We start from the raw sequence: 24,199 nt of genomic DNA on the forward strand, positions 1-24,199 counted from the left end.
TCGGGAGCAGGGGCCGGGGGCGACTCGGAGGCCGCTCCGCGCGGGGACGGGGCCCGGGGTGAGGCCGACGCGGTGGACGACGGAGACGGCGAGGCCGCCGTGGGGCAGGGCTCGCCTGAGGCAACCGGCGGTACTGCGTCCGACGCGGACGATGCCGAGACCTCGGGGGGCGGCGAAGCCGACGCGGGCGTGGACGACACCGAGGGCCCAGGGCGGGGCGGAGCCGGGGAGACCGGTGTCGCGGTCGGTGCGGACGCGGGCGGCGCCGAGATTCCCGTGCAGGCAGGGACGGGGACGACAGACACCGTGACCGCTGGAGATGCGGGAGACGCGGGAGACGCGGGAGACGCCGAGAGCGCAGGGCAGGTCGGGGCCGACACTGCCGGTGTGGACGGTGGTGCGGACAAGCCGGGCGGCGACGCTGCCGGTGCGGACGGTGGTGCGGGCGACGCGGACAGTGGTCCCTCCGAGGCCGAGGCCGAGCTTGCTGCGCAGCGGGAGTTGCGGGCGCGGATCGAGGAGCGCAAGGCCGCCAAGAGTGGGCCCTTGGACGCCGGTGCGAAGCTTCAGGGGACCGCGGCCGACCTGCTGGCGGCGGTGCGGGCCGTGGAGAGCGGGGAGAAGCCCGTCGCCTCCGCGTTCCGCGGGGTGGAGCCGGTCGCGCCGCGCAGGCCCGCGCCCGTCGCCGAGCCGGTGCGGCGGCCGGTGTCCGAGGCCCCGGCCGGTCCGGCCGAGCCCGCGCCGGAGACCACCGAGGCCGTGGCGGCCGTGCTGGCCGAAGGCGGTGCGCCCGCCGCGCTCGCGGCCCGCGCCGCGGCCGCGCTGGGCGAGGGCGCGGACGACCGACTACGGGCCGACCCCTGGCAGTTGCTGCGCGTCGCGGGAGTGCGACCCGAGCAGGCCGACGGGTTCGCGCGGGCGCTGCTCGGCCCGGACTGCGGTCCCGGGGACGAGCGCCGGGGCAGTGCCCTGACCGTATGGCTCCTGGAACAGGCCGCGCTCGCCGGGCACACGGCGCTCGAATCGGCGGGGCTCACCGCGGCGCTCGGTCAGCGTGGCGTGCCGGACCCGGACGAGGCGGTGCACGCCGCCGTCGCGGAGGGCGATGTGCTGGTCTTCCAGGACGCGCTGGACGACGTTCCGGGGGCCGCCCCGGCGCCGCCCGCCACGACCGGCGAGGGTGCCGAGGACGACCCGGACGCCCCGGAGGCAGCTGTTCCGGTCCGTGTCCTTGTCGGCCTGGAGCAGTACGCCCTCGCGGAGGAGAGCCTGGCCGACGGCCTGGCCCGGGTCATCAACTCCCTGCCGAAGGACGGGCAGGAGGACGGTTCGGTCCCGTCGGCCGCCGACTGGGACGCCGCGGCGAGCCGCGCCGCGGGCTCCGCCGCCGACCTGATCCGCGCCGTGGCCGGCAACGGCCTCGTGCTGCACACGGGCGGCGAGGCGGCCCGCGCCGAACCCGCCGCGCTGGTGGCGGCGGCGCGTGCGCTGGGACTTCGGGTGTGCATGGCGACGCACAGCGCGGACGGGCAGCGGAGGCTGGCGGGACGCCTGGGCGGGGACGCCGACGGTGCGGCGGCCGCCCCCGGGGTTGCCGCTGGCCAGGGTGGCGCCGGCCCGGACACCCGAGCGGCCGGGCACGCGGGCCGCGGCGACTCCGCCGGACAGGCCGGGCGGCCGGGCAACGGTGCCGACGGTGGCGGTGGTGACGACACCCACCAGGCAGCCACCGCCGGTGGACCCGCCGAGGACGGTCCTGCCAACGGGACCTTCACCCAGGCAGGGCAGGCCCCCGGTGACACGGCCGTCGCCGTGACCGTGGCAGGCCTGCTGTCCGGGCGCCAAGGTCCGGGGCGCGACACGGACGGCGCGCTCGCCGTCGACCTGCTCGTCGTCCTCGACGCTTCGCAGCTCGACCTGGAGAGCGCCGCGATGCTCGTCGAGTCGTTGCCGGACGGCGCCCGGCTGGTGCTCAGCGGGGACCCCGGAGTGCTGTGGTCGGCGGGCCCCGGCCGGGTCTTCGCGGATCTGCTCGCGGCCCGCTGCTGCCCGCAGGTCGTCTCGCGTACGCCGGATCCGGGTCCGATCGGTGAGCTGGTCTCCGGAATCGGCATCGGCGAGCTGACCCAGGTCGAGGCGCCGGGCAAGGAGGTCGTGATCGTCCCGGTGCGGGACGCGGCCGACGCGATCCACCGCACGGTGCAGCTCGTCGCCGACTCGGTGCCCCGCGCCATCGGCGTGCCCGCCGACCAGACCCAGGTCATCACGCCCGGCCACGGCGGCGCGGCCGGCACACGCGTGCTGAACGCGGCGCTGAAGGAGCGGCTGAACCCGGGCCCGGGCCGGTTCGGCGGCTTCGACCCCGGCGACCGTGTCGCGTACGCCCAGGTGCCGGGCCGCACGGCGCTCGGCCGGGTCGTCGGCGCCGACGCGCAGGGCCTGCGCCTGGAGTGCGAGGGCGCCCCGGTGGTCGTACCGAAGGAGCGGGTGGAGCAGACCGTGCGGCATGCCTGGGCGGTCACGGCGCACCAGGCCGCGGGGCACCGCTGGCCCGCGGCGGTGGTGGTGCTGCCCGGCGACGCGGCGGCCGCCCTGACCAGGCCCTGGGTCTACACCGCGTTCAGCCGCGCCGAGCGCCACCTGTCCGTCGTCCAGGGCGTCGCCCAGTCCCTGCCCCAGGCGGTGGCCGAACGCCCCGCAAAGGAGCGCACGACGCGCCTGCGCACACTGCTGCGCCCGCAGCCGCAGGAAGCGGGCTAAATCCCGCACGGGCGCGCCCGGTCCGGCCATCGGCCAAGGACCCGCCGGGCGCGCCCGGCCCCACCTCAGCCGAAAGGCACCGGGCACCGGGCACCGGGCACTCACAGGAATACCTAGAAGCCCGCGGAAGCCCCCGGCCCCTGGCGCCCAAGCCACGCCCAGGCGCCCGCGCCGCGCCCCTCAGCGCCCCTGGAGGCCCGCCCTAAACGCCCGCCCCGCCCTTCCCCCGCTCGACAACCTCCACGTCGTCCACCTCATCGAGGGACACGGCCTCATCCGGATCGAAGTCCAGGTCGGTGTCGAGATCGGCGTCCAGACCGGGGGCGGCGCCGGGAGCGAGCCCTCGGCGGGCCGCGCCCGCGAGGCCCGCCCCCTCGTCCAGTTCGTCGTCGAGCTCGTCGTCAGGCTCGTCGTCGAAGACCGCGCTGACGTCGAAGCGGCAGACCACCCGCTGGGCGTCGGGCTGGTCGAAGGGGGACTCCAGCCACTCGCCGGGCTCCGCGGGCTCGCCCGCCGCGGTGACCCACAGCGTGGAGTCGCCCTCCTCCAGGCCGAACTCCTTGTGCCGAGAGGCGATCTCGTCCGGTTCGAACTCGCCGAAGAGCAGTCCGAGCGCACCCGGCACCCTCCCCGCGAGACGATCCGACTCGGCCGCGTCGTCGTCCTCCGCGGCCTCGACCCGCGCCGCCTGGGCCAGCAGTCGCTGCGGCTCCACGACGGCGTAGTCGCGCCGGATCAGCACGCTCAGGGCGCTCGGCTCCGCGGGCCCCTGGTACGGCGGCAACGCCTCCTCCGCCCCGGGGATCTCGAAGGGTGTGACCTCGTCATAGCGGTCGTAGAGCAGCTCGTCGTACGCCTCGGCGGCGGCGGCCAGCTCGTTGAACGCCTCGTAGACATCGGGATCGTCCTCGCCCGACCTGCGTTCGACCGCCGCAAGGTGGCGGTCGAGCGCGGTCTTGACCGCCTCGGCGGCGGCGCGTACCTCGGCAGCGGTGGGCTGCGCAGCATCAGACATAGTGCAGACGCTATCCGTACCGGGCCGGTGCCCGCACAATAGATGCGATGCCGGAATACGAATTTGTCGACGTGTACGTTCCGCGCGGGGTGTCCCGCAAGGAAGCCACACGTCTGCTGACCGACCACGCGGAGTACGGACACTGGGAGTTGGATCGCCTCAGTCTGCGCGCCGACGGCAGTCGGCGGGTGCGGCTGAGACGGCGCATCATCCGCCAGATACGGGCCACTTGGTGACGGGCGGACGACGCGAAGAGCAGTAGCGCAGGTAAGCAGGTAACAGGAACACGGCCAAAACGGAGCGGGCCCCGCGATCGCGGGGCCCGCTCCGTTTACAGCCGGTGCCGAGGGACGCTACAGCCGGTGTTCAGGCGCGTTGCGGCCGGTGTTCAGGCGCGCGTCCTGCGGTACAGCACGGTGCCCGCGAGCAGCATGCCCGCGCCCGTCGACAGCGCGACGCCGAGGGGCAGCGAGCCGCCGGTCTGCGCGAGCCGCTCCTTGCCCTCGGGCGGCGTGATCATGTGCGCCTCGGGCACGTTCGGCCCGGACGGAACCTCCCGCTCGTGCTGCACGGACTCGACCGGCTGCCCCGGCTTGCCGGGCGACTGGGGCTTGCCGTGACTGCCGGGCTCCTGCTGACCACCGGGGTGGTGCGGCTTGCCGGGGTGGTCCGGCTTGCCCGGGTGGTCCGGCTTACCCGGGTGGTCGGGCTTGCCGGGGTGATCCGGCTTACCCGGGTGGTGCGGCTTCCCACCGGTGCTGGGCCCGGATTCGTTGGCGCACTCGTTGCCGACGGCCGCGTTGCCCGCGCCGCCGAGGTTGACGCTGTTGCCGCAGACGTTCACGGGCACGTCCACCGGTAGCTGCACGTGGTTGCCCGAGCCCACGCCGGGCGAGTGACTCGCGCCGCCGTCGGCCGTGGCGCCGCCGCCGGAGGGCTTGCCTCCGTAGCCGTCGTCGCCGTAGCCGCCGCCGTGCTTCTTGGAGGTGTTGGCGCAGTTGTTGCCCGCCGCGGGGTTGAGCGCCCCGACGACATTCACGGTGTTGCCGCAGACATTGACCGGTACGTCCACGGGAAGCTGGACGGAATTGCCCGACAGTACGCCGGGGGAATCCGAACTGCCGCCCCGGGCATCCGAGTCGGCGTGGGCGTAGCCACCTGAGACCGCGAGTACGCCGGTGGCCGCCGCCACGGTGATCAGGCCTTTGCGAGTTACCTGTCGCATAGGTTGTTCCTGCCTTGCCTTCCGGAAATGCGCACGGGCCCATTGCGCCGCGCGCCCAATGCCCGTCGGCCCCGGAGCGCATGGCACGCACTCCGGGGCCGACGGGTTTCAGACCCTCATGGGGTGAGGCCCCTTACGGGGTGAGGCACAGGGGCGTCACTTGTTGACGCAGTAGTTCCCGAAAGCGGGGTTCAGGACCCCGATCACGGAGATCGTGTTGCCGCACGCGTTCACCGGCACGTGCACGGGAACCTGAACGACGTTGCCCGAAACGACACCCGGGGAGTGCACGGCGGCACCCTGCGCACCGGAGTCGGCGGCGGCGACGCCCGCACCCGCGAGCACCAGGCCACCAGTGGCTACCGCCGCAGCGACGACCTTCTTGATCATTATTCCTCCTAGTTGGAAATGCGGTCCCAGCCGCGGACCGCACCACCTGTAACGAGGGGGAATCGTGGGGGCTACGTGAACATGCTTACTTTCACTCTTTTCGGTCAGTTACGCACGCGCAGCCGATTATTGGAGTTTCGTTTCGGCACGCGCCCGCGCGTTTCGGCGACCGTATACGCACCGAAATCACGCCGAATGCACTGAACGCGCCTTCGCGCGCCCTCCGTTCAGGAGGCGTCGATGAATCGGTCGAGTACGCGGACGCCGAACTTCAGGCCGTCCACCGGCACTCGCTCGTCGACGCCGTGGAACATACCGGCGAAGTCCAGCTCCGGCGGCAGCTTCAGCGGCGCGAAGCCGAAGCCGCGGATGCCGAGGTCGTCGAAGGACTTGGCGTCCGTGCCGGCCGAGAGCATGTACGGCACGGCGCGGGCGATGGGGTCCTCCGCCTGGAGCGCCAGCTGCATGGCGTCCACGAGGGCGCCGTCGAACGTGGTCTCCAGCGCCTTGTCCGCGTGCACGTCCTCGCGCTTGACGTTCGGGCCGAGGATGCGGTCGAGGTCGGCCAGGAACTCCTCCTCGTACCCCGGCAGATAGCGCCCGTCGACGTGCGCGGTCGCCTGGCCCGGGATCACGTTGACCTTGTAGCCGGCGCCGAGCTGGGTCGGGTTGGCGGTGTTCTGCAGGGAGGCGCCGATGAGCTTGGCGATGCCGCCGAGCTTGGCGAGCGTCTCGTCCATGTCCTCCGGGTCGAGCTCGGTACCGAGGGCGTCGCCCAGCTCGTCCAGGAAGTGCCGCAGCGTCTTGGTGACGCGCACCGGGAACTTGTGCCGACCGAGGCGGCCCACGGCCTCGGACAGCTCGGTGATCGCGTTGTCCTTGTGGATCATCGATCCGTGTCCGGCGCTGCCGTCCACGGTCAGCTTCATCCAGTGCATGCCCTTCTGGGCCGTCTCCACCAGATAAAGGCGCAGCTGCTCGTTGACGGTGAAGGAGAAGCCGCCGACCTCGCTGATCGCCTCGGTCACGCCCTCGAAGAGGTCCGGGTGCTTGTCCACCAGGAACCGCGCCCCGAACTTCCCGCCGGCCTCCTCGTCCGCCAGGAACGCGAGCACGATGTCCCGCGGCGGCTTGCGGCCGCTGCGCAGCCGGTCGCGCACGACCGCCAGGGTCATCGCGTCCATGTCCTTCATGTCGACGGCGCCCCGGCCCCACACGCAGCCGTCCGCGATCTCCCCGGAGAAGGGGTGGTGCGTCCAGTCCTGGGCATTGGCCGGTACGACGTCGGTGTGGCCGTGGATCAGGAGCGCGGGCCGCGACGGGTCCTCGCCCTCGATGCGCGCGACGGTGGACGCGCGGCCCGGATGCGACTCGAAGATCTTCGGCTCGAGCCCCACCTCCGCGAGCTTCTCCGCGACGTACTCGGCCGCCTTGCGCTCCCCCGGGCCCGAGTGATCGCCGTAGTTGCTGGTGTCCATCCGGATCAGGTCCCGGCACAGGTCGACGACCTCGTCCTCACCGGAGACGCCCCGCACCCCGTTCGCCCCGCCCGTGGTCGGCTCGCTCACGCTGTTCCTCCCGCTGTTGCACTCTGGGTCCTTCCCATCCTCCCGCGCCGGCCGCCCGGACCCAAGGGCGGGCGGCCCTCGTCATACGCCGTTCACCCCCTGGACCAGCGTGATCAGGTACCCCCGAATGTTTGCTATGGTTTTCCACGTCGCCGCGGGAAACCGCGACAGACCACCGGTCCGGGTGGCGGAATGGCAGACGCGCTAGCTTGAGGTGCTAGTGCCCTTTATCGGGCGTGGGGGTTCAAGTCCCCCCTCGGACACAGACAGTAAGCCCATGGATGGTGCTGGCCGACTCTCGGCCAGCACCTTTTGTGTTTGGTGGTCGTATTCGAGGCGTAGGCCGAGTTGGCGGTAGACCTCTAGCTTGTCGGCGGGGTCGGCGCGGTTGAGGACCGCCAGGAGTCCACTGAGGGTCTCGACGAGGGTGTGGATCTCGGCTTTGGTCAGTCGCCGGATGGGTTGGTCCGGTGACGCGCTGGCTGCGGCGAGCTGAGCCCGGGCGGCCGCCCGCTGGGCGGTGATCTCTGATGTCCATTCGTTGATCAGGGCCGGGTCGGCTCCGGCTTCCAGGGCGGCGCGGTAGCGCTTGAGCTTGCGGTCGCAGTCCTTGATGGTGCGCCGGCTGGCCGTGAGGCGCGGATCCTGGCAGGGCTGGGCCTGTTCCAGGGCGGTGAGTGAGGCGTGCAGGTGCTTGGGGGCGAAGGCGGTGGCCAGCCAGGCGTCCAGGGGCGGCAGGACGCTGTCCTCGCGCAGGTAGACGTTGAGCGGGTGCGCGAGGCGGTTGGCCAGCGCGTATTCAGCGGGGAAGCGGCAGCGGTAGTGGGCGCGGCTGTTGGCCCAGTTGCCCTGCATGCGGCGCCCACACTGCGTATGGAAGATCAGGCCCTTGAGGGCGTAGGCGTGGCGGGTGCGCAGTACCGTCCGGCCGGTGGAGGCCGGGCCGCGTGAGGCCAGGCGCTGCTGGACGGCGTCGAAGGTCTCACGGCTGATCAGTGCCGGGTGGGCGGGGTGCTCCGAGTAGATCCACTCTTGTTTGGGGTTCCAGCGCAGGGCGGTGGCATGTCCCAGGCCGACGTCATCGACATCGATCAGCGTTTCGTGTTTGTGCTGGCGGTTCCATACCTGGTGGCCGGTGTAGCGGGGGTTGGTGAGGATGGCCCGGACGGCGCTCTTGGACCAGGCGATGCCGCACCGGTGCGGGTTGCGCTCTGGGTCCGCTGCTGAGGGGCATGGGATGTGATCGTCGGTGAGGCGCTGAGCCAGGGCGTAGATCCCGTATCCGCCAAGGTAGTCGCCGAAGATCCGCTGCACCACGGGGCCGGTGGCCGGGTCGATCTCCAAGCGGTGGGCGCGGCGGCCCTCGGCGGCCTTGGCCGGGTGCGGGTGCGGACCGGCGTCCGCGAGGCGGTAGCCGTAGGGCGGGCGGCCGCCCAGGAACCGGCCCTCCAGTCGGGCCTGGGTGGCCATCGCGGTGCGGACGCGCAGTTTGATGCGGCTGCGTTCGGCCTTGCTCATCCCGCCGAACACCGACATCACCAGGTCATGGGCTTCAGATTCGGGGTCGATGGGGCCGCCGACCTCCGGCACCCACAACTGCACGCCGTAGTGCACGAAGAGGGGGTAGGTCAGGCCGTACTGGTTGCCGTAGAAGGCGCGTTGCGGCTCGCCGATGACCACCGCGTCGAAGTCCCGGGCGGGGTCGGCGAGTGCGGTGAGCAGATCTGCGGCGCGGGGGCGGCGTTTCCAGGGGATCGCGCGGGACTGGCCGATGTCGAAGTACTCGGCCACCACCGGCCCGTGTGCCTCGGTGAGCGCTGTGGCGCGGGCCAGCTGCCACGCCCGGGAGGCGGCCGGGTCCTGCTGGTCCTCGGTGGAGACCCGGCCGTAGAACGCGAAGCGCACCATTACCCTGCCCTCCTTCCGTCCCCGTGTTCGCGGGCGCGGGCGCGGGAGACGTTGCAGATCAAGCGCCACAGCGCGGCGGCCACTTCCGGCGTCAGTACTGGTGGCTGCTCGGGCACGATCACCCTCACCACCGTCCCGGCCGACTCCGACCCGGCGGGCGGACGTTGGCGGTTGGTTCTCTGTTCGGTTCCAGGGTTGCCCTCTGCCTGGTCCATGGCCAGCCTCTCGGCCCACGAACCGTGGGACCGGCAGCATTCGTGGGCGTCACTCGCGGAATGAGTCACCCAAAAAGGCCGACTTTTGAACCGTTTTTCGACAGGGTCAGGACGTTTTAGTAGTGATTTAGTCGGGCTTGAAGGCCTGGTGCACCACGAAGGCAACCAGCGTTCCGCCATGCCGACTTGGCGCTGACCACCACTCATCAGCCAACGCGTCGACAAGTAGCAGGCCACGCCCATGCGCCTCGGTGGCCGAAGGCGAGCGCAGCCGCACATGTGCGGGACAGCCCGGGTTGTGCACCTCCACGCGCAGCGCCCCGCCGACCCGGCACCAGTCGACGCGCACCCGCCACGGCCCCTCGGCGCTCCCGTACAGAACGGCGTTGGTGACCAGTTCCGAGACCATCAGTACGCAGTCGTCGACGACGGAGCACGGCAGATGGAGGGGCTCGGTGAACGTCCGGAACCAGCGGCGCGCACGGCCCACCGACTCCGGGACGGGGTAGAGGACCATCCCGCCGAGCGGCTCGGGCACGTCACTCACTACCCTCGCGCCGGAACTGACGAGCCAGGCGCATGGCGACTTCCGCGCGAACGCGCCCGAGATTGACGAGTTGGAGACCCGGTGAGGCGTGGTCGACGGCGAGGGACGGGAAGACGATGCCCGCCTCGGCCAGCGCTGCCCGCAGCTCCTCAACGGCTGTGTGCGGGTCGACATCGTGCGGCTGCTCATGCGTAGTGACCATGAACAGGACGCTAGAGAGAAGGAGTTGGCGACTCCACGGGAGTTGCGCGAAGTTGCTTGACGTAGTCGCGGAGTTGCGGGAAGTTCCTCTCAGTGGGCCACCAACACCATGGCCCGTTGCCGCAACAGAGCACGAAGCTGTGGTCCAGCCCTTAGAAGGGGGGACGTCATGGCGCGACGACTGCGCTTCAACGGCACCGGTTCCGGAGAAGGAAGCTGCCCGGCTGTGCATGAGGACCTCGACACGGGCGAGGTGATCGTGCACGGGCCTCCGGTCACCAGCCCCGATGACCTCGCGCGGCTCCAACACCTCGACGAGGGAGAAGTGGCCATCGTCGTACCGCGCAACACACTGATCGACTTCGGACCGCGCGATCGGGACCCTGCACCACGCATTCTCGATCCGGACCAGTTCGCCAAGCTCTTCGAGAACTTCCAGCACAGCGCATGGCACCTGGAGATGCGACGGCGCTACGCCGTCGACGAAGCCACGGAGACCTACACCCAGTTCGTACGTGGCGAGGCCCCATCATGGGACCTCGACTCCCACTGGAGCCGCATCATCCGCCCAAAGACATCGGACGGCGCGGCAGTTGGGCGTGTCCGAATCCTCGACGACCCGCCCACGGCAGGGCAGTTGTACCTACTCGCGCACGCAGAGAAGAACGCCGCCCTCGGTGAGGACGTGCGCAACATGTGGCGCGCCGACGCCAAGCGTGTCAATCTGCCGGACGAAGACTTCTGGATCTTCGACTCTCACATCGTCGCCCTCTGCAACTTCGACGATGATGACAACCTCACGGGCGCAGAGCTGATCACAGAGCCAGCGGCCGTCAACCAGTACAACCGGCTGCGCGACGTTGCGCAGCACTACGCCACCCCGTACAAGGAATTCGCAGCACGGCTGAACGCGAGGGAGTGAGCAGGGACCGGTGAGTACCGACTTCCAGCAGGCGCGGGAAGCCCTGGGGACACGGCTTCGCGAACTACGGCTCTCGCGCCCTGGAGGCCGACTCACCGGCGATCAGCTGGCCCGGCAACTCGGATGGCACAAGTCCAAGGTCAGCAAGCTGGAGAACGGCAGGCAGACAGCGACGGCCGAAGATCTCCAGGCATGGGCGGGAGCAACCGGCCAACCCGAGGCGTACGAGGAACTCCGGACCCGCCTCGCAGGGTTCGAGGCCCACATCCGCTCCTGGCGCCGCCAGCTCGCGGCAGGCCACCGGGTGGTCCAGGATGCGCACAACGACGCCCAGGCCAACGCCAAGGTGCTGCGCGCCTGGGAGTCCTCGTGGGTTGTCGGGGTCCTCCAGACGCCCGACTACGCTCGCGCAGTCCTGACCCGCTCCGCCGAACTGCACCAGTCCCCACGGGACACCGAAGAGGCCGTACGCGCCCGCATGCAGCGTCAGCAGCTGCTCTACAGCACAGGAAGGCGATACCACATCATCATGTGGGAAGGCGTGCTGCGGGCCCTTGTCTGCTCGCCCGCCGTGCTCGCCGCCCAACTCGACCGCCTTGCCGGGGTCATCGGGATGGACACCGTCGAGCTGGGGATCGTTCCCTTCGGCGCCTCACTCAAGCAACCGCCGGGCGTGGGCTTCTGGATCTACGACGACCGGCGGGTGGTCACTGAGACGTGGCACGCGGAACTGTGGGTCGAGGATGCCAACAGCGTTGCGACGCATCTGCGCGTCTGGAAGATGATGCAGGAGTCCGCGGTCTACGGAGCCGACGCGCACAACGTCATCAACGCCGCACGGCGCGCGCTCGGTTCACACGGGTAGCCACGCGGCCGCCGGCCCCCTCAGGCCCACACTCATGTACCCCTGTACGGGGACGAGTTGCAGGCACCTCAGGAAGGGGCCAATGCCCCCTCGACCAGGGACAAGGCCCGGCACAGGGTCTTCCTCTCTAGCAGGTAGGGGGAACGGCAGGGGGATTGGAACTAGGATCGGTAGTCCAGTAGGAAGCTAGAACGCCTGGTCAAAGCATCGGCGTACCGCCCAAGACCCCCCTCGGACACCAGCAGTGCACCAGCGTTGACCCCAGAGTTCTCTGGGGTCTTTTGCGTTTCCGGGGGCGGGCGCTCGCCCCCGGTCGCAGCCACCCTCGTCACAGGGGCCGTCGTCGCCTGCGTCACACGGCGCCGTTGCTCGTCGGCGGTACCTGGCGCCAAGGGGCGAAGGCCGTGCCCGTGCGGGGGAGGAGGGCGGACAGTTCGGGGCAGTGGCGGAGGATGACGGAGTTCATTCCGCCCTTCTGGACCCAGTCGATGCCCAGGGGGGTGTAGATCTCCGGGCGGAAGTCGACGGTGAGGAAGCGGTCGCTCTGGAGGCGGCGGGTGGCCATCAGGATGAAGACGCGGAACGCGGTGTCGCTGAAGCCGAAGCCGGTGGGCGGGTTCTCGGCGAAGAGGCCGACCACGGTGTCGATCTCGTCGACGGAGCTGTAGACGTCCTTCAGGCGGGCGAGGGTCTCGGGGTTCTCGGTGAGGTCCTCGAAGTTTCGGATGCGTTGTTTGTGCAGGCCCTCGCGGAAGTCGTTGTAGCGGGGGACGCCTCGGCGGCGGGTGCGGACCAGGTCTACTACGGAGAGGTCGATCAGCTCGCCCTCGCGCTCGAACTTCTGCAGGGCGCGGGGGAAGTTGTGCAGGGTGATCGCGCCGGGGTGGGCGATGCCGAAGGAGTAGAGGGTGTTGGCCAGGCCGGTCTTGCGTATGGCGCCCTCGGCCGCGGCGCCGTTGATGTCGGTGAAGCCGACCGTCTCCAGGCGGCGGCCGAAGTGGTGCTCGCGCAGCTCGTAGTCGTCGGGGATGAGCGGGTGCATGCGGTAGACGGTGACGAAGTCCTCGGTGAGGGAGTAGGGGGCGGTGTGGTGGTCGGGGAGGGTCTTCGGGATGCCGGTGAGGGAGTGGGCCTCCAGGAGCCACAGGCCCAGCTTGTTCAGCCAGCTGTCGGGCGGGCCTTCCCAGTTGGTGTGCAGGCCGAGGTCGATGGCCTCGGTGGCGAGGATCGCCGGGGTCCACTCCACGGTGTGGATCTTCGCGATCAGGGCGGAGACGACGAGTCGGGCCGTGTGGTAGACCGAGTCCTCGCTCATCGAGGGGTACGCCTGCCGCAGCGCCGCGCAGACCGCGTTGTGCTCGCGGGCGAACAGGGTGTGCATCACGCTGAGGCCGAGCCACCAGTTGTCGGTGAAGCCCGACAGCGGGACGCCGTTCTGGCCGATGGGGAGGTGTCCTTCTTCCAGGCGGAGGTCGGCGCCGCCGTCCGGGGCGCGCAGGAACCTCGCCGTCGCCTCGTCCGCGCCGTACACCTCGGAGCCGTCCCACCAGTGCGATGCCGTGTTGCCGAAGAGGATCGGCGGCCGGCCGTCGGGGACGTGGATGCCCTCGTTCTCGGCGAAGCGCATGACGTTCTCGGCCGCCCCGCCCGGTGTGTTGTGCCAGACGGAACCGGGCGGCAGCGGCACCTCGACGGTCTTGGTGCCCGCGGCGTGGCGGCGGTGGTTGACCCAGTCGTGGACCTGGAACTGGATCCAGGCCGCGGCCAGGACGTTGAGGGAGGTCGCGGGCAGGAAGCTCTCGCGGTACAGGAGTTGACGGCTGACCGTGACCGGGTTGGGGGTGTCGAAGAGATCGGGGCGGTAGTCCGGCTTCAGGTTGCGCCCGAAGGCCGCGCCGACGGCGCCCATGGCGGGTGCGGACAGGTCGTTGTACGTGCCGTCGTAGGAACGCGACGTACGCAGGTTCTCGTGCGGGAGCAGGGGCACCGGGACGGCCTTGGGGGGCGCCTCGTGCACGTCGGTGTCGATGAGGTTGAAGCGGCGCAGCGCCTTGCGCAGGAACACCAGGTTGAGCAGGCTCGCCTGGAGCGGCAGGCGGTGCCAGGGCACGACCCGGTTCAGGAGCCGGAAGGCTGCGCCCACGGGGACGCCGAGCACGCGGTTGCGCAGCGGTTCCTCGGTGGTGAAGCGCAGGCCCTGGCGGTGTGCGGCGCTCGCCTCGTACGCGGCCTTGCGGGCGCGGTTGAGGTTGCCGAGGGGGCGGAACTCGTCGGTGGTGTACCAGGGGTTGAAGGCGAGTTCCTCGACCCGGCGGGCGGCCGAGCGGGCCCCGGCGGTGTCCAGGTCCTGGCTCGGGATCGTCAGTCGGGCGACGGGCACGGCGGGCGAGATGCCCTCGCGCCACTCCACGGAGCAGTCCTCGACGGGCGTGCGCGTCTCGTCGACGTACCGCTGCAGACACAGCTCGAAGGCGACGTCGGCGGTGGCGAGGCGGTGCGTGAGCTCGCGGTGCAGGTAGTTGGGGTCGCGGCGGTCCGGCCGTGGCGACGGGGCCGCGCCGCCCGCAGGGCGCAGCAGGTAGCGCACGGGTCCCGCGGCGCCCCACAGGATGGTGCCGCGGCTGAAGTACGTCTCGCCGGCGAGGCTGTTGACGGTGTGGCGGGTGGCCGCCTGGACGTTGCGCCGCATCCGGGTGGCGGTGGAGAGGCCGACGGCGAGCGGCAGTTTCACGAAGAGCCCGAAGGCGACCTGGAGGGGGTTGCGGGCGCCCGCGAGGGCCTTGGCGAAGGCGACGAACTCGCGGGCGTCCTTGGCGTGCGACACCGGCCAGTTGGTGGCGAGCAGGTCGTGGCTCTCCTCCGCGGACACCTCCACGCGCACGGCGGCGCCGCGCAGGTCGGGCCCGCCGTCGGCCTGCCGCATGCCGCTGGCGTTGGACAGCCGTACCGTCGCCGGGTATTCGGCGCCGGGCTGCGCGAAGCCTCGGCGCAGTTCCTCGGGCAGGTCGTCGTGGAAGCGCAGGCGCGCGTTCTCCACGCCGAGGGCGGGCTTGGCGTGCTGGGTGCGGGCCGGTGAACCGGCGCCCGCGGCGCGCATGGTGGTCCTCTGCACCTTCATCAGCTCGCGGGCGAGCCGCTCGAAGACGACGCGTTCCGCCTCGGGGCTGCCGCCCTGGAAGCGCTCGTAACTCTGCTCGTACTGCCGTGAAGTGGCCATCGGGCGCTTCCTTCGTACGGAGCGGAAGAGGCAACGGAAGAGTGGTGCGCGCGCACGCGGCACCGGGGGCGTCGACGCTACTGGCGGCGCCGGACGGGCCGCAGCGGGCGATCCCGCCTATGTACGCGGACGGCCCCCGGCCTCGAACTGGCGGGCGGGCGGCGGTGTTTGGGCCCGTCAGGGGCGCGGGCGCGAGGGCGGGGAGGCGGGCCGTACGTCCCGTGTGTGCCTCCTGTTCCAGCAACCCCACGCGCCCGGCCGCGGGGTGGCCGGGTCCCGACGCCCGGCCTCGGGCGGGGTCAGTCGATGAAGTCGCCGTCCACGTACACCCACGCCCCGTCGACGCGCTCGAAGCGGCTGCGCTCGTGCAGGGAGTCGGGGCGGCCGCCGTCGGTGTAGCGGGCGCGGAAGGTGACGGTGCCCGTGGTGTGGAACGCCGTGCCGTCGGTCGTGTCCTCGATGGTGAGTCCCGTCCAGCGCATCGCCGGGTCGAAGTCGACGCGCGGCGGCCGGGTCCGCGGGTGCCAGGTGCGCAGCAGGTACGCCTCGTCGCGGCGGGCGAAGGCGCTGTAGCGGGAGCGCATCAGCTCCTCGGGGGCGGCCGCCGCGGCCTCGCCGCGATGCAGTCGGCCGCAGCACTTCTCGTACGGCTGGGGGTGCCCGCAGGGGCAGGGCTCGGGGCGCGTGGTGGTGCATCGGGACATGGCGCCCATTGTCCCCTCGGCCCCGGGGGCGCCGCTCACCCGGTCGCGTCCCGCCGCCTCCGTACTCCCGACCCGTCCTGGTCGGGCCGTACGACCGCGAGCCACAGCCCGGCCGCCACCGTGCAGGCCGCCGCCAGGGCAGCGAGCGGCACCGCCCACTTCCCGGCGAAGGAGGCGGCGAGGACGAGGACCGCGCCGACGGGCAGGACGAGCTGCTGGGCCGCGCCCACCTTGAAGTGGCGCGAGTGCACCGCCCACGTACTGATCATGAAGAGCGCGGTGGGCACGGTGACGGCGAAGGAGGCCGCGCGGGTGGAGATGTGGGCGTGGTGGGTGGCCTGCTCCACGGCGACCTCGATGCCCGCGCCGATCGCGGCGGCGGAGCCCAGGATCACGTAGTGGCCGAGTGCCCAGACGAACGCCTGCCGGTTGGAGACGAGGTACTCGTGGATGGGCACGGCGAAGTAGATCCAGAAGGCGGCGAAGACGAGGACGAGGCCCGCGGCGGCGATCGGCAGGAGTTCGTCGAGGGCCGCCGAGTCGTCGAGCGCGGTGCGCACCGCGACCGTGGCGGCGGCGATGGACTCGCCCAGCATGATGAGGGTGAACAGGCCGTAGCGTTCGGCGATGTGGTGCGGGTGCCAGGGGGTGCGTCGGCTGCGCTCGGCGACCAGGGGCACGGCGATCTCGACGGCGACCAGCGGCCCGAAGCCCCAGGCCCAGGCCGCGTCCGGGAGCAGCACGAGGACCACCCAGGCCGCCTGCGCAAGGGCAAGGCCGGCCGCGTAGCGCAGCGCGGCGGTGCGCCCGGCCCCGCGCTCGCCGCGGGCCGCGCGCAGCCACTGCAGGGTGAGCGCCACCCGCATGATCAGGTAGCCGGTGATCGCGACCCCGTACTCGCCGTCGTCGAAGGCCCGCGGAATGCCCGCCGCGAGGACCAGGACGCCCGCCATCTGTACGAGGGTGGCGAGCCGGTACGGCACGTCGTCGGTGTCGTACGCGGAGGCGAACCAGGTGAAGTTCACCCACGCCCACCAGATCGCGAAGAACACGAGCAGGTAGCCGGTGATGCCGTGCCCGGTGTCGCCCTCGGCGAGCGCGTGCACGAGCCGGGCCCCGGCCTGTCCCGCGGCGACGACGAAGCACAGGTCGAAGAGCAGCTCGAGCGGGGTGGCGGCGCGGTGCTCCTCGTCGGGGCGGCGCGGTCTCATGCGTACGAGGGGTACGACGGTGCGGCCGTGACCGGCGCCGCCGGGTATGTGCCCTGAGGGGCCGCCGGGTATGTGCTCTGAGGGGGTGTCCTCGCCCATCGCGGTGCGCCCTTCGCCGGTCCCCCCTTCGGTCCCCCGGTCAGGATGGCCCAGGCGTGGGCGGACCGCAGGTGGACGGGGCTCAGGGCGCGGGCGCGGTCAGGTGGTGGGCGCGGGCGGCGGGGCGAGGATGTCCAGCTCGCGCAGGGCGCCCTCGGCGATCTCGCGGGTGAGGGCCTCGGCGCGGGCCGCGTCGCCCTCCCGCACGGCCTCGGCCACGCGCACGTGCAGGGTCACGGCCGCGGGGTCGGGGTCCTCGAACATCACGTCGTGGTGGGTGCGGCCCGCGAGGACCTCGGCGACCACGTCGCCGAGCCGGGCGAACATCTCGTTGCCGGACGCGTCCAGGACGATGCGGTGGAAGGCGATGTCGTGCACCAGGTAGCCCTCCAGCTGACGGCCGCGCGAGGTGGCGACCATGCCGAGGGCGCACTCGGTGAGGGCGGCGCACTGCTCGGCGGTGGCGTGCCGGGCGGCCAGGCCCGCGGCGACCGGTTCGACGGCGGAGCGCAGGACGGTCAAGGACCGGAGCTGGCGCGGGCGGTCGGCGCCCGCGAGGCGCCAGCGGATGACCTGCGGGTCGTAGACGTTCCACTCCTCGGTGGGCCGTACGGTCACGCCGACGCGGCGCCGCGAGGCGACCAGGTGCATGGACTCCAGGACCCGCACCACCTCGCGCATCACGGAGCGCGACACCTCGAAGCGCTGGGCGAGCTCGTCCGTGCGCAGGACACTGCCGGGCGGGTACTCCCCCGCGGTGATGGCGGGCCCGAGGCTGTCCAGTACGCGGGCGTGCAGCCCCCGGGCCTGTGCGGTCATGACGTCAGCGTACGAGGAGATCGCTGAGCTCAAAAAGTCAGACTTTTGAGTCACAGGCTCTTGAATTTGTCTGACCTAATGGGTTTCAGTGGCGTGAACCGATCGATGTCGACGAGGACAGCGAGGCAGCAGCAGCGATGAGCACCACCCATGTCGTCGTAGTGATGGGCGTGGCGGGCACGGGCAAGACCACGGTCGGCCCCCTGCTCGCGGCCCGGCTCGGCGTCCCGTACGCCGAGGGCGACGACTTCCACCCCGAGGCGAACATCGCCAAGATGTCGGCCGGCACCCCGCTGACCGACGACGACCGCTGGCCGTGGCTGGATGCCATCGGCGAGTGGGCCCACGGCCGCGCCGGCCTCGGCGGCGTGGTCAGCAGCTCGGCGCTGAAGCGGTCCTACCGCGACCGGCTGCGGGCTGCCGCGCCCGGCCTCGTGTTCGTCCACCTCACCGGCGACCGCGCCCTCATCGAGGAGCGGATGCGGCAGCGCAAGGGCCACTTCATGCCGACCGCGCTGCTCGACTCGCAGTTCGCCACGCTCCAGCCCCTCGGGGCGGACGAGGCGGGCGTCGACGTCGATGTCGCGGGCACGCCGGCGGAGATCGCCGACCGGGCCGCGGACGCTCTGGCCGCGCTGGACGGCTGACCGCTTGATCCTTCTCCGGCCCCACCCCTGACTCCCCCCACGCGTCCACGTACAACCCCCTCACGTCCACGTACAAGGAACCCACCGTGACCAGTCTCAGCGTCGAGATGCTGGCAGCGGATCCCGTCGAACCGATCACCTCGGCGGGCCATGCCCAGCTCGGGATCGCCGTTCTCGCGGGCATCGCCGTCATCGTTCTGCTCATCACGAAGTTCAAGGTCCACGCCTTCCTGGCGCTGACCATCGGTTCGCTGGCGCTCGGCGCCTTCGCGGGCGCGCCGCTCGACAAGGCGATCACCAGCTTCACCACCGGGCTGGGCTCGACCGTCGCGGGCGTCGGTGTGCTCATCGCGCTCGGCGCGATCCTCGGCAAGCTGCTCGCCGACTCGGGCGGCGCGGACCAGATCGTCGACACGATCCTCGCCAAGGCCGGGAAGTCCGGCGGTCGTGCCATGCCGTGGGCGATGGTGCTCATCGCCTCCGTCATCGGGCTTCCGCTGTTCTTCGAGGTCGGCATCGTGCTGCTGATCCCCGTCGTGCTGATGGTCGCCAAGCGCGGCAACTACTCCCTGATGCGCATCGGCATCCCGGCGCTCGCCGGGCTGTCCGTGATGCACGGGCTCATCCCGCCGCACCCCGGGCCGCTCGTCGCCATCGACGCCGTCAAGGCCAACCTCGGTGTGACGCTCGCGCTCGGCGTGCTCGTCGCCGTTCCCACCGTCGTCATCGCGGGGCCGCTGTTCTCGAAGGTCGCCGCTCGGTGGGTGGACGTCGCGCCGCCCGAGAAGATGATTCCGCAGCGGCCCTCCGAGGACCTGGAGAAGCGGCCCGGGTTCGGCGTCACCGTCGCCACCGTGCTGCTGCCTGTCGTCATGATGCTGGCCAAGGCGCTAGTCGACATCGTCGTCGACAATCCGGACGCCACCGTTCAGCGCGTGTTCGACGTCGTCGGGTCGCCGTTGATCGCGTTGCTCGCCGCCGTGCTTGTCGGGATGTTCACCCTGGGGCGGGCCGCGGGCTTCACCAAGGAACGGCTGTCCACGACCGTCGAGAAGTCGCTCGCTCCCATCGCGGGGGTGCTGATGATCGTGGGCGCCGGTGGTGGGTTCAAGCAGACCCTCATCGACGTGGGGGTCGGGCAGATGATCCTCGACTTCTCCGAGGACTGGTCGATTCCCGCGCTGCTGCTCGCCTGGCTCATCGCTGTCGCGATCCGGCTTGCCACGGGGTCGGCTACCGTCGCCACGATCTCGGCCGCCGGGCTTGTGGCGCCGCTGGCCGCGGACATGTCCACCTCGCACACCGCGTTGCTGGTGCTGGCCATTGGGGCGGGGTCGTTGTTCTTCAGCCATGTCAACGATGCCGGGTTCTGGCTGGTGAAGGAGTACTTCGGGCTTGATGTGGGGCAGACCATCAAGACGTGGTCGGTGATGGAAACGATCATCTCGGTGGTGGCGTTGGGGTTTGTGTTGCTGCTGTCGTTGGTGCTGTAGCGGGGGTGGGTGGGCCCTGCGGGGCTTTCCCCAATCCCGCCCCTTCCCGAAACTGGGGCTCCGCCCCAGACCCCGTATCGCCGCTTCGCGGCTCGTCCTCAATCGCCGGACGGGCTAGATCTGGCTAGGTATAGCCCCTCCGGCGTTTGAGGAGCGGGGGTCTGGGGGCAGAGCCCCCTACCTCCGCCACAGCGGATGCTCCCGCTCCGCCCACCCCTGGTCCACCGACCCGGTCCGCATGCCGCGGCGGGCCTCCGGGTCCCGCACGGCCAGGGCGATGTGGCCGAGCAGGACGAGGCCCAGCGTGAGGGCGAGCCAGTCGTGGACGAACGTGGAGCTCGTGCGCCAGAGGAGCGGGAAGAGATCCGTGCGCCACATGACGAGGCCCGTACCGAGCATGACGAGCACCGCCCCGCCGACCCACGCCGCGTACACCTTCTGCCCGGCGTTGAACTTCCCCGCCCAGCGCGCCTTCCGGCGTGGATCACGGTGGCGGACGGCGGACAGCCAGCGCCGGTCGTGCGCGCCGTAGCGGTTGAGGAGGCGGAGGTCCGCGCGGAAGGCGCGGGAGGCCAGCCCGGCCAGGAAGGGGACGGGAAGCAGCAGCCCGGACCACTTGTGGACGTCCACCACGAGGGCCCGGCGGCCGACGAGTTCGGCGAGCTGAGGGACGTACAGACAAGCGGCACTCAGCACGCACACGATCATCAGCCAGGCCGTGCCGCGGTGCACCCACCGCTCGCCGGCGCTGAAGCGCCGCACCCGCCCGCGCTCAGGCGGTCGGGTCATCGCTGCGCCCGTTCGACCGGCCGACCCACGCGTCCACGTCATATCCCTTGCGCTCCCAGTAGCCGGGCTCGACCCGGGCGGTGAGTTCGATGCCGGACAGCCATTTCGCGGACTTGTAGAAGTACATGGGCGCGACGTAGAGGCGGACGGGGCCGCCGTGGGCGTGGTTCAGGTCCTTGTCCTGCATGCGCAGGGCCACCAACACGTCGCTCCTGCGGGCCTGTTCGAGGGTGAGGCTCTCGCTGTACGTGCCGTCGAAGCAGGTGAAGCGGACGGCGCGGGCGGTCGGGCGGACCCCGGCGGCGTCCAGGAGGCGGGAGAGCCTGACGCCTTCGAAGGGGGTGTCGGGCACGCGCCAGCCCGTCACGCACTGCACGTCCCGGACGATCCGGGTCTGCGGGCGTGCGCGCAGTTGGGCGAGGGTGTACGTGGCGGGGCGCTCGACGAGTCCGGTGACCGCCAGACGGTAGGAGGAGGCGTTCTTGCGGGGTACGGAGGAGGCGACCGAGTAGTAGCGGAAGCCGCCGCCGTTGGGCAGGAGCTCGGTGAGGCCGGTGGGGTCCTTGTCGGACGCGGCGCCCAGGAACCTTTCGAGGCCGCGCTGCAGCGGGGGCGCTGCGGCCACGCCGAGGGCGCCGAGCGCGAGGGTGCCGAGGACCAGACGGCGGCCCACGGGCGCGCCGTCGGCCTCCGGCTGGGTGGTGGGGTCCGGCTGGTCGGTCGTCACACGTCGATTCGAGCACCCGCGGGCACGGGTGGCCAGGGCCCGCGGGTGTCCGTCAGCGGTTCGTCACATCCACCGGGAGTGCCCTCAGCCCTCGCGCCCCGCGTCCCCCGCGGCCTTCTCCAGCTGGAACGCCTCGTTGCCGAGGCCGATGCGCGCGTGCGCCGCCGGTCGCGCCTTCTTCAGGTACGCGCCGTACGCGAGGCCGACGACCGCCGCGACGCCGATGACGCCCGGCAGCAGCCAGCTCAGCGAGGAGTCGGGGCCCGCGCCGACGAGGACGTCGAAGTCCCTGACCGTGTAGCCCGCGATGACGAGCAGCGCGATCGCGGCGAGCGCGGACGCCGTGATCCGCCAGGCCTGGGCACGCGCGGCGCCGCGCCGCACGAAGAAGACGATGACGGCGATCGACGCGGTGGCCATCAGGAGCAGCACGCCGAGGGCGCCGACGTTGCCGCCCCAGGTGAACAGGTGCAGGACGGGCGCGGTGGGGTCGCCCGCCGGGGCGTCGTCCGTGACGGCGAACGCGATCACCACGACGACGGACACCACGGTCTGGAGCAGCGAACCCGTGCCGGGCGCGCCGCTCGCGCCGTTGGTGCGGCCGAACGCGGCGGGCAGCAGGCCTTCGCGGCCCATGGCGAAGGCGTAGCGGGCGACGACGTTGTGGAAGCTCAATATGGCCGCGAAGATGCCGGTCACGAACAGGACGTGGAGGACGTCGGTGAAGGTGCCGCCGAGGCGCGGCTCGGTGAGTCCGAACAGCAGCCCCGCGCTCTGCTCCTGTGCGGCGGGCACGATGCCGGAGGGCCCGGCGGCGACGGTGAGGGCCCAGGAGCTGAGGGCGAAGAAGACGGCGACGAAGCCGACGGCCCAGAACATCACGCGCGCGACCACGACTTGGGGGCGGCTGGTCTCCTCCGCGTACACGGGCGCCTGCTCGAAGCCGGTGAACGCCGCTATGCAGAAGCAGAGTGAGGTGGCGACGCCCGCGCCGGTGAGCGTGTCGGGGTTGAAGGCGTGCAGCGACAGGCCCTCCTTCGCCGGGTCGGCGACAGCGGCGATGTCGAAGACGACGACGAGCGCCACCTCGACGAGCAGCAGCACGCCGAGCACGCGCGCGTTGAGGTCGATCTTCAGCCAGCCCAGCGCGCCGACGATCAGGACGGTGACGAGCGCGGGGACCCACCAGCCGACGGTGACGTCGAAGTACTTGTCGAGCAGCCCGGACACCTCGAAGCCGAGGATGCCGAACAGGCCCACCTGGAGCACGCTGTAGGCCACGAGCGCGACGGCGGAGGCGGCCGCGCCCGCGGTGCCGCCGAGGCCGCGCGAGATGTAGGCGTAGAAGGCGCCGGCGTTGTGGACGTGCCTGCTCATCTCCGCGTAGCCGAAGCTGAAGAGGGCGAGGACGACGCCGAGGATGAGGAAGAGCAGGGGCTGTCCGACGACGCCCATCACTCCGTACGTGGTGGGCATGACGCCCGCGACGACCATGAGTGGCCCGGTGGCGGCGAGGACGGACAGCAGCAGGCCCGCGGTGCCGAGGCGCCCGGCGCGCAGGGCCCGTTCCTGGCCCACGTAGGTGTTGATGCCGCCCTGGGGCGGCACGGACCTGCCGCGGGATCCGGTGCCGACTCCGCCTGCGCTGGTCGCACTGGTTGCACTCGTGCTCGAACTGCCCGTCGCCATGGCGCGGTTGTCCTCTCCGCCCGTAGTGGGCCGTTGGTCGTGCCTCGTGGCGGTGCGGTGGTGCGGTGGTACGGGGTGTGGTCAGGCCGTCCCGAGTACCGCGCCGCGCGCGGCGAAGTAGGCCTGGTGCGCATCGCGGTCGGGGTACGACCAGGGGACCTCGGTCGCGTACCGGCCGATGCGGTGGAACAGCGCGGCGGCCTCGGCCGCCCGGCCCTCGCAGAACGTGGCGTGCGCGAGGAAGTTGAGGTCGACGAAGCCGCGCGGGTGCACCGACTCGTGCGGCATCTCCCACTCCAGCCACCAGTCGAACGACGCCTTCATCACCTGCCGGGCGCGGCGGCTCACCCAGTGCCCGGAGGCGACCGGGTCCTTGTTCTCGCTGCCCGCGGTGGCGAGCACGCGGTAGCGCTCGGCGTGCGCGACGACCGGGAGCACCGCCAACGGCGAGTGGTCGGGGGCCTGTTCGGCCGCCCACGTCGCGAAGTCGTACACCTCGTGCAGCGGGTCCTGACCAGCACCCGGCCGCCGTTCGGCGAGGCGGGCGACCATCAGGTGGTGGGCGTGGTGGTGCTCGGGGTGCCGGTGGCGGACCTCGTCGAAGAGGCGTACGACGTCCTCCTCGTGGCCGAGCGAGCGCTCCAGGAGCAGCAGCGCGAGCCACGGGGTGGGGTCGAAGGGGACAAGGGCGGCCGCCTCGCGGCAGGACGCGCGGGCCTTCTCGGAGCGTTCCTTGCCGCGCAGCGCGCGGTGCACGGCGGCGAAGGCGAGCAGGACGGCGGCGTCGGCGCTCTCCGGTTCCGCGAGCCGCCAGTCGCGGGCCCAGGCGGCGGTCGAGGACTCGCGCGCGAGGACGTCCACGCGGTGGCCCCTGCGGTCCCAGTCGTCGCCGGTGTCGGCGAGCAGCGCGCGCACCTCGGTCCAGCGCCCTTGCGTCAACGCGGCCCGGGCGGCGACGAGTTCGGTGTCGTCGAGGGCGGCGTCGAAGCCGTGTGCGGCCTTTTTCCGGGAGCGGCCGAGGGGCGGTGGCGGAGGTGGGGACACCGCTGAACGTCCTCCCCGACGCGTTGAGCGAGCGTGTGATCACGCACAGCCAACCGGCAGGCACCACTCCGCGTCAAGGCCTCGTCACCGCCGAAGCCGTAAGGTGACCCTTACTCGCCGTTTTGTTCGACTCGTGCCGTGTTC

At 71.6% G+C, this 24,199-nt stretch carries 20 protein-coding genes, 1 tRNA gene and 1 pseudogene; 7 read left to right on the forward strand and 15 right to left on the reverse strand.

The window, feature by feature from the left end; all coding sequences use genetic code 11:
* Window positions 1–276: 276 nt before the first annotated feature.
* Window positions 277–2,760, forward strand: a complete 2,484-nt coding sequence (locus IEY91_RS27005; protein WP_373288023.1) for a helix-hairpin-helix domain-containing protein — start codon at window positions 277–279, stop codon at window positions 2,758–2,760.
* Window positions 2,761–2,962: 202 nt separating this feature from the next.
* Here the strand turns inward: IEY91_RS27005 and IEY91_RS27010 are convergent, their stop codons facing one another.
* Window positions 2,963–3,775: a hypothetical protein gene (locus tag IEY91_RS27010; protein ID WP_189175973.1), complete on the reverse strand. Its 813-nt coding sequence runs from the start codon at window positions 3,773–3,775 to the stop codon at window positions 2,963–2,965.
* Between the two features lie 47 nt (window positions 3,776–3,822).
* Here IEY91_RS27010 and IEY91_RS27015 point away from each other — a divergent pair, with 47 nt between their 5' ends.
* Window positions 3,823–4,011 (forward strand): DUF5703 family protein, encoded by a 189-nt coding sequence (locus tag IEY91_RS27015; RefSeq protein ID WP_164326253.1) that lies wholly within the window; start codon window positions 3,823–3,825, stop codon window positions 4,009–4,011.
* 152 nt (window positions 4,012–4,163) lie between these two features.
* Here the strand turns inward: IEY91_RS27015 and IEY91_RS27020 are convergent, their stop codons facing one another.
* From IEY91_RS27020 to IEY91_RS27030, 3 genes are all read right to left on the reverse strand, one after another.
* Entirely contained in the window at window positions 4,164–5,000 is an 837-nt protein-coding gene (locus IEY91_RS27020; RefSeq protein ID WP_189175974.1) for a chaplin, read from the reverse strand.
* 156 nt (window positions 5,001–5,156) lie between these two features.
* Complete coding sequence (gene chpH, locus IEY91_RS27025; RefSeq protein ID WP_164326251.1) at window positions 5,157–5,390, reverse strand: chaplin ChpH; 234 nt, start codon at window positions 5,388–5,390, stop codon at window positions 5,157–5,159.
* A 227-nt stretch (window positions 5,391–5,617) separates the two neighbouring features.
* Window positions 5,618–6,958, reverse strand: coding sequence for a M20/M25/M40 family metallo-hydrolase (locus IEY91_RS27030; protein ID WP_189175975.1), 1,341 nt, complete (start codon window positions 6,956–6,958; stop codon window positions 5,618–5,620).
* Between the two features lie 178 nt (window positions 6,959–7,136).
* Between IEY91_RS27030 and IEY91_RS27035 the strand changes: the two genes are divergently transcribed.
* Window positions 7,137–7,221, forward strand: a tRNA-Leu gene (locus IEY91_RS27035).
* A 742-nt stretch (window positions 7,222–7,963) separates the two neighbouring features.
* On the opposite strand, the pseudogene IEY91_RS42690 reads toward IEY91_RS27035, so the two are convergent.
* From IEY91_RS42690 to IEY91_RS27050, 3 genes and pseudogenes are all read right to left on the reverse strand, one after another.
* Window positions 7,964–9,121 (reverse strand): annotated as a pseudogene (locus tag IEY91_RS42690) (recombinase family protein); the annotation flags it as partial.
* A gap of 87 nt (window positions 9,122–9,208) precedes the next feature.
* Window positions 9,209–9,598, reverse strand: a complete 390-nt coding sequence (locus tag IEY91_RS27045; protein WP_189176027.1) for an ATP-binding protein — start codon at window positions 9,596–9,598, stop codon at window positions 9,209–9,211.
* A 22-nt stretch (window positions 9,599–9,620) separates the two neighbouring features.
* Window positions 9,621–9,830 (reverse strand): hypothetical protein, encoded by a 210-nt coding sequence (locus IEY91_RS27050; protein WP_189175976.1) that lies wholly within the window; start codon window positions 9,828–9,830, stop codon window positions 9,621–9,623.
* 168 nt (window positions 9,831–9,998) lie between these two features.
* Here IEY91_RS27050 and IEY91_RS27055 point away from each other — a divergent pair, with 168 nt between their 5' ends.
* A complete protein-coding gene (locus IEY91_RS27055; RefSeq protein WP_189175977.1) occupies window positions 9,999–10,751 on the forward strand; it encodes a DUF6879 family protein in 753 nt (250 codons plus the stop codon).
* A 10-nt stretch (window positions 10,752–10,761) separates the two neighbouring features.
* Complete coding sequence (locus tag IEY91_RS27060) at window positions 10,762–11,616, forward strand: helix-turn-helix domain-containing protein (protein ID WP_189175978.1); 855 nt, start codon at window positions 10,762–10,764, stop codon at window positions 11,614–11,616.
* A 352-nt stretch (window positions 11,617–11,968) separates the two neighbouring features.
* Here IEY91_RS27060 and IEY91_RS27065 read toward each other — a convergent pair whose 3' ends face one another.
* From IEY91_RS27065 to IEY91_RS27080, 4 genes are all read right to left on the reverse strand, one after another.
* Entirely contained in the window at window positions 11,969–14,833 is a 2,865-nt protein-coding gene (locus IEY91_RS27065; protein ID WP_189175979.1) for a peroxidase family protein, read from the reverse strand.
* 299 nt (window positions 14,834–15,132) lie between these two features.
* Window positions 15,133–15,546 (reverse strand): YchJ family protein, encoded by a 414-nt coding sequence (locus IEY91_RS27070; RefSeq protein ID WP_189175980.1) that lies wholly within the window; start codon window positions 15,544–15,546, stop codon window positions 15,133–15,135.
* Window positions 15,547–15,572: 26 nt separating this feature from the next.
* Window positions 15,573–16,748: a low temperature requirement protein A gene (locus tag IEY91_RS27075; protein WP_189175981.1), complete on the reverse strand. Its 1,176-nt coding sequence runs from the start codon at window positions 16,746–16,748 to the stop codon at window positions 15,573–15,575.
* Window positions 16,749–16,946: 198 nt separating this feature from the next.
* Entirely contained in the window at window positions 16,947–17,666 is a 720-nt protein-coding gene (locus IEY91_RS27080; protein WP_189175982.1) for a FadR/GntR family transcriptional regulator, read from the reverse strand.
* A gap of 137 nt (window positions 17,667–17,803) precedes the next feature.
* Here IEY91_RS27080 and IEY91_RS27085 point away from each other — a divergent pair, with 137 nt between their 5' ends.
* Both IEY91_RS27085 and IEY91_RS27090 read left to right on the forward strand, forming a co-directional pair.
* Window positions 17,804–18,313 (forward strand): gluconokinase, encoded by a 510-nt coding sequence (locus IEY91_RS27085; protein WP_164326246.1) that lies wholly within the window; start codon window positions 17,804–17,806, stop codon window positions 18,311–18,313.
* 86 nt (window positions 18,314–18,399) lie between these two features.
* Window positions 18,400–19,806 (forward strand): GntT/GntP/DsdX family permease, encoded by a 1,407-nt coding sequence (locus tag IEY91_RS27090; RefSeq protein WP_189175983.1) that lies wholly within the window; start codon window positions 18,400–18,402, stop codon window positions 19,804–19,806.
* Window positions 19,807–19,983: 177 nt separating this feature from the next.
* On the opposite strand, the gene IEY91_RS27095 is transcribed toward IEY91_RS27090, so the two are convergent.
* From IEY91_RS27095 to IEY91_RS27110, 4 genes are all read right to left on the reverse strand, one after another.
* Window positions 19,984–20,595, reverse strand: a complete 612-nt coding sequence (locus IEY91_RS27095; RefSeq protein WP_229697247.1) for a cytochrome b/b6 domain-containing protein — start codon at window positions 20,593–20,595, stop codon at window positions 19,984–19,986.
* Window positions 20,579–21,322, reverse strand: a complete 744-nt coding sequence (locus tag IEY91_RS27100; protein WP_189175984.1) for a molybdopterin-dependent oxidoreductase — start codon at window positions 21,320–21,322, stop codon at window positions 20,579–20,581. The genes IEY91_RS27095 and IEY91_RS27100 overlap by 17 nt, the downstream gene beginning before the upstream one ends.
* Window positions 21,323–21,406: 84 nt before the next feature.
* On the reverse strand, window positions 21,407–23,011 hold the full coding sequence (locus tag IEY91_RS27105; protein ID WP_189175985.1) for an APC family permease: 1,605 nt from the start codon (window positions 23,009–23,011) through the stop codon (window positions 21,407–21,409).
* An 81-nt stretch (window positions 23,012–23,092) separates the two neighbouring features.
* On the reverse strand, window positions 23,093–24,055 hold the full coding sequence (locus tag IEY91_RS27110; protein WP_189175986.1) for a hypothetical protein: 963 nt from the start codon (window positions 24,053–24,055) through the stop codon (window positions 23,093–23,095).
* Window positions 24,056–24,199: the final 144 nt, after the last annotated feature.

The organism is Streptomyces lasiicapitis (genome assembly GCF_014646335.1).
Classification (GTDB): Bacteria; Actinomycetota; Actinomycetes; order Streptomycetales; family Streptomycetaceae; genus Streptomyces; species Streptomyces lasiicapitis.

Excerpts from the sequence above, each read along its gene's own strand:
- IEY91_RS27045 (WP_189176027.1), bottom strand. The coding sequence starts at position 9,598 with ATGGTCCTCTACCCCGTCCCGGAGTCGGTGGGCCGTGCGCGCCGCTGG.
- IEY91_RS27015 (WP_164326253.1), top strand. The coding sequence starts at position 3,823 with ATGCCGGAATACGAATTTGTCGACGTGTACGTTCCGCGCGGGGTGTCC.
- IEY91_RS27055 (WP_189175977.1), top strand. The coding sequence starts at position 9,999 with ATGGCGCGACGACTGCGCTTCAACGGCACCGGTTCCGGAGAAGGAAGC.
- chpH (WP_164326251.1), bottom strand. The coding sequence starts at position 5,390 with ATGATCAAGAAGGTCGTCGCTGCGGCGGTAGCCACTGGTGGCCTGGTG.
- IEY91_RS27095 (WP_229697247.1), bottom strand. The coding sequence starts at position 20,595 with ATGACCCGACCGCCTGAGCGCGGGCGGGTGCGGCGCTTCAGCGCCGGC.
- IEY91_RS27085 (WP_164326246.1), top strand. The coding sequence starts at position 17,804 with ATGAGCACCACCCATGTCGTCGTAGTGATGGGCGTGGCGGGCACGGGC.
- IEY91_RS27075 (WP_189175981.1), bottom strand. The coding sequence starts at position 16,748 with ATGAGACCGCGCCGCCCCGACGAGGAGCACCGCGCCGCCACCCCGCTC.
- IEY91_RS27070 (WP_189175980.1), bottom strand. The coding sequence starts at position 15,546 with ATGGGCGCCATGTCCCGATGCACCACCACGCGCCCCGAGCCCTGCCCC.
- IEY91_RS27050 (WP_189175976.1), bottom strand. The coding sequence starts at position 9,830 with ATGGTCACTACGCATGAGCAGCCGCACGATGTCGACCCGCACACAGCC.
- IEY91_RS27105 (WP_189175985.1), bottom strand. The coding sequence starts at position 23,011 with ATGGCGACGGGCAGTTCGAGCACGAGTGCAACCAGTGCGACCAGCGCA.
- IEY91_RS27080 (WP_189175982.1), bottom strand. The coding sequence starts at position 17,666 with ATGACCGCACAGGCCCGGGGGCTGCACGCCCGCGTACTGGACAGCCTC.
- IEY91_RS27065 (WP_189175979.1), bottom strand. The coding sequence starts at position 14,833 with ATGGCCACTTCACGGCAGTACGAGCAGAGTTACGAGCGCTTCCAGGGC.
- IEY91_RS27020 (WP_189175974.1), bottom strand. The coding sequence starts at position 5,000 with ATGCGACAGGTAACTCGCAAAGGCCTGATCACCGTGGCGGCGGCCACC.
- IEY91_RS27010 (WP_189175973.1), bottom strand. The coding sequence starts at position 3,775 with ATGTCTGATGCTGCGCAGCCCACCGCTGCCGAGGTACGCGCCGCCGCC.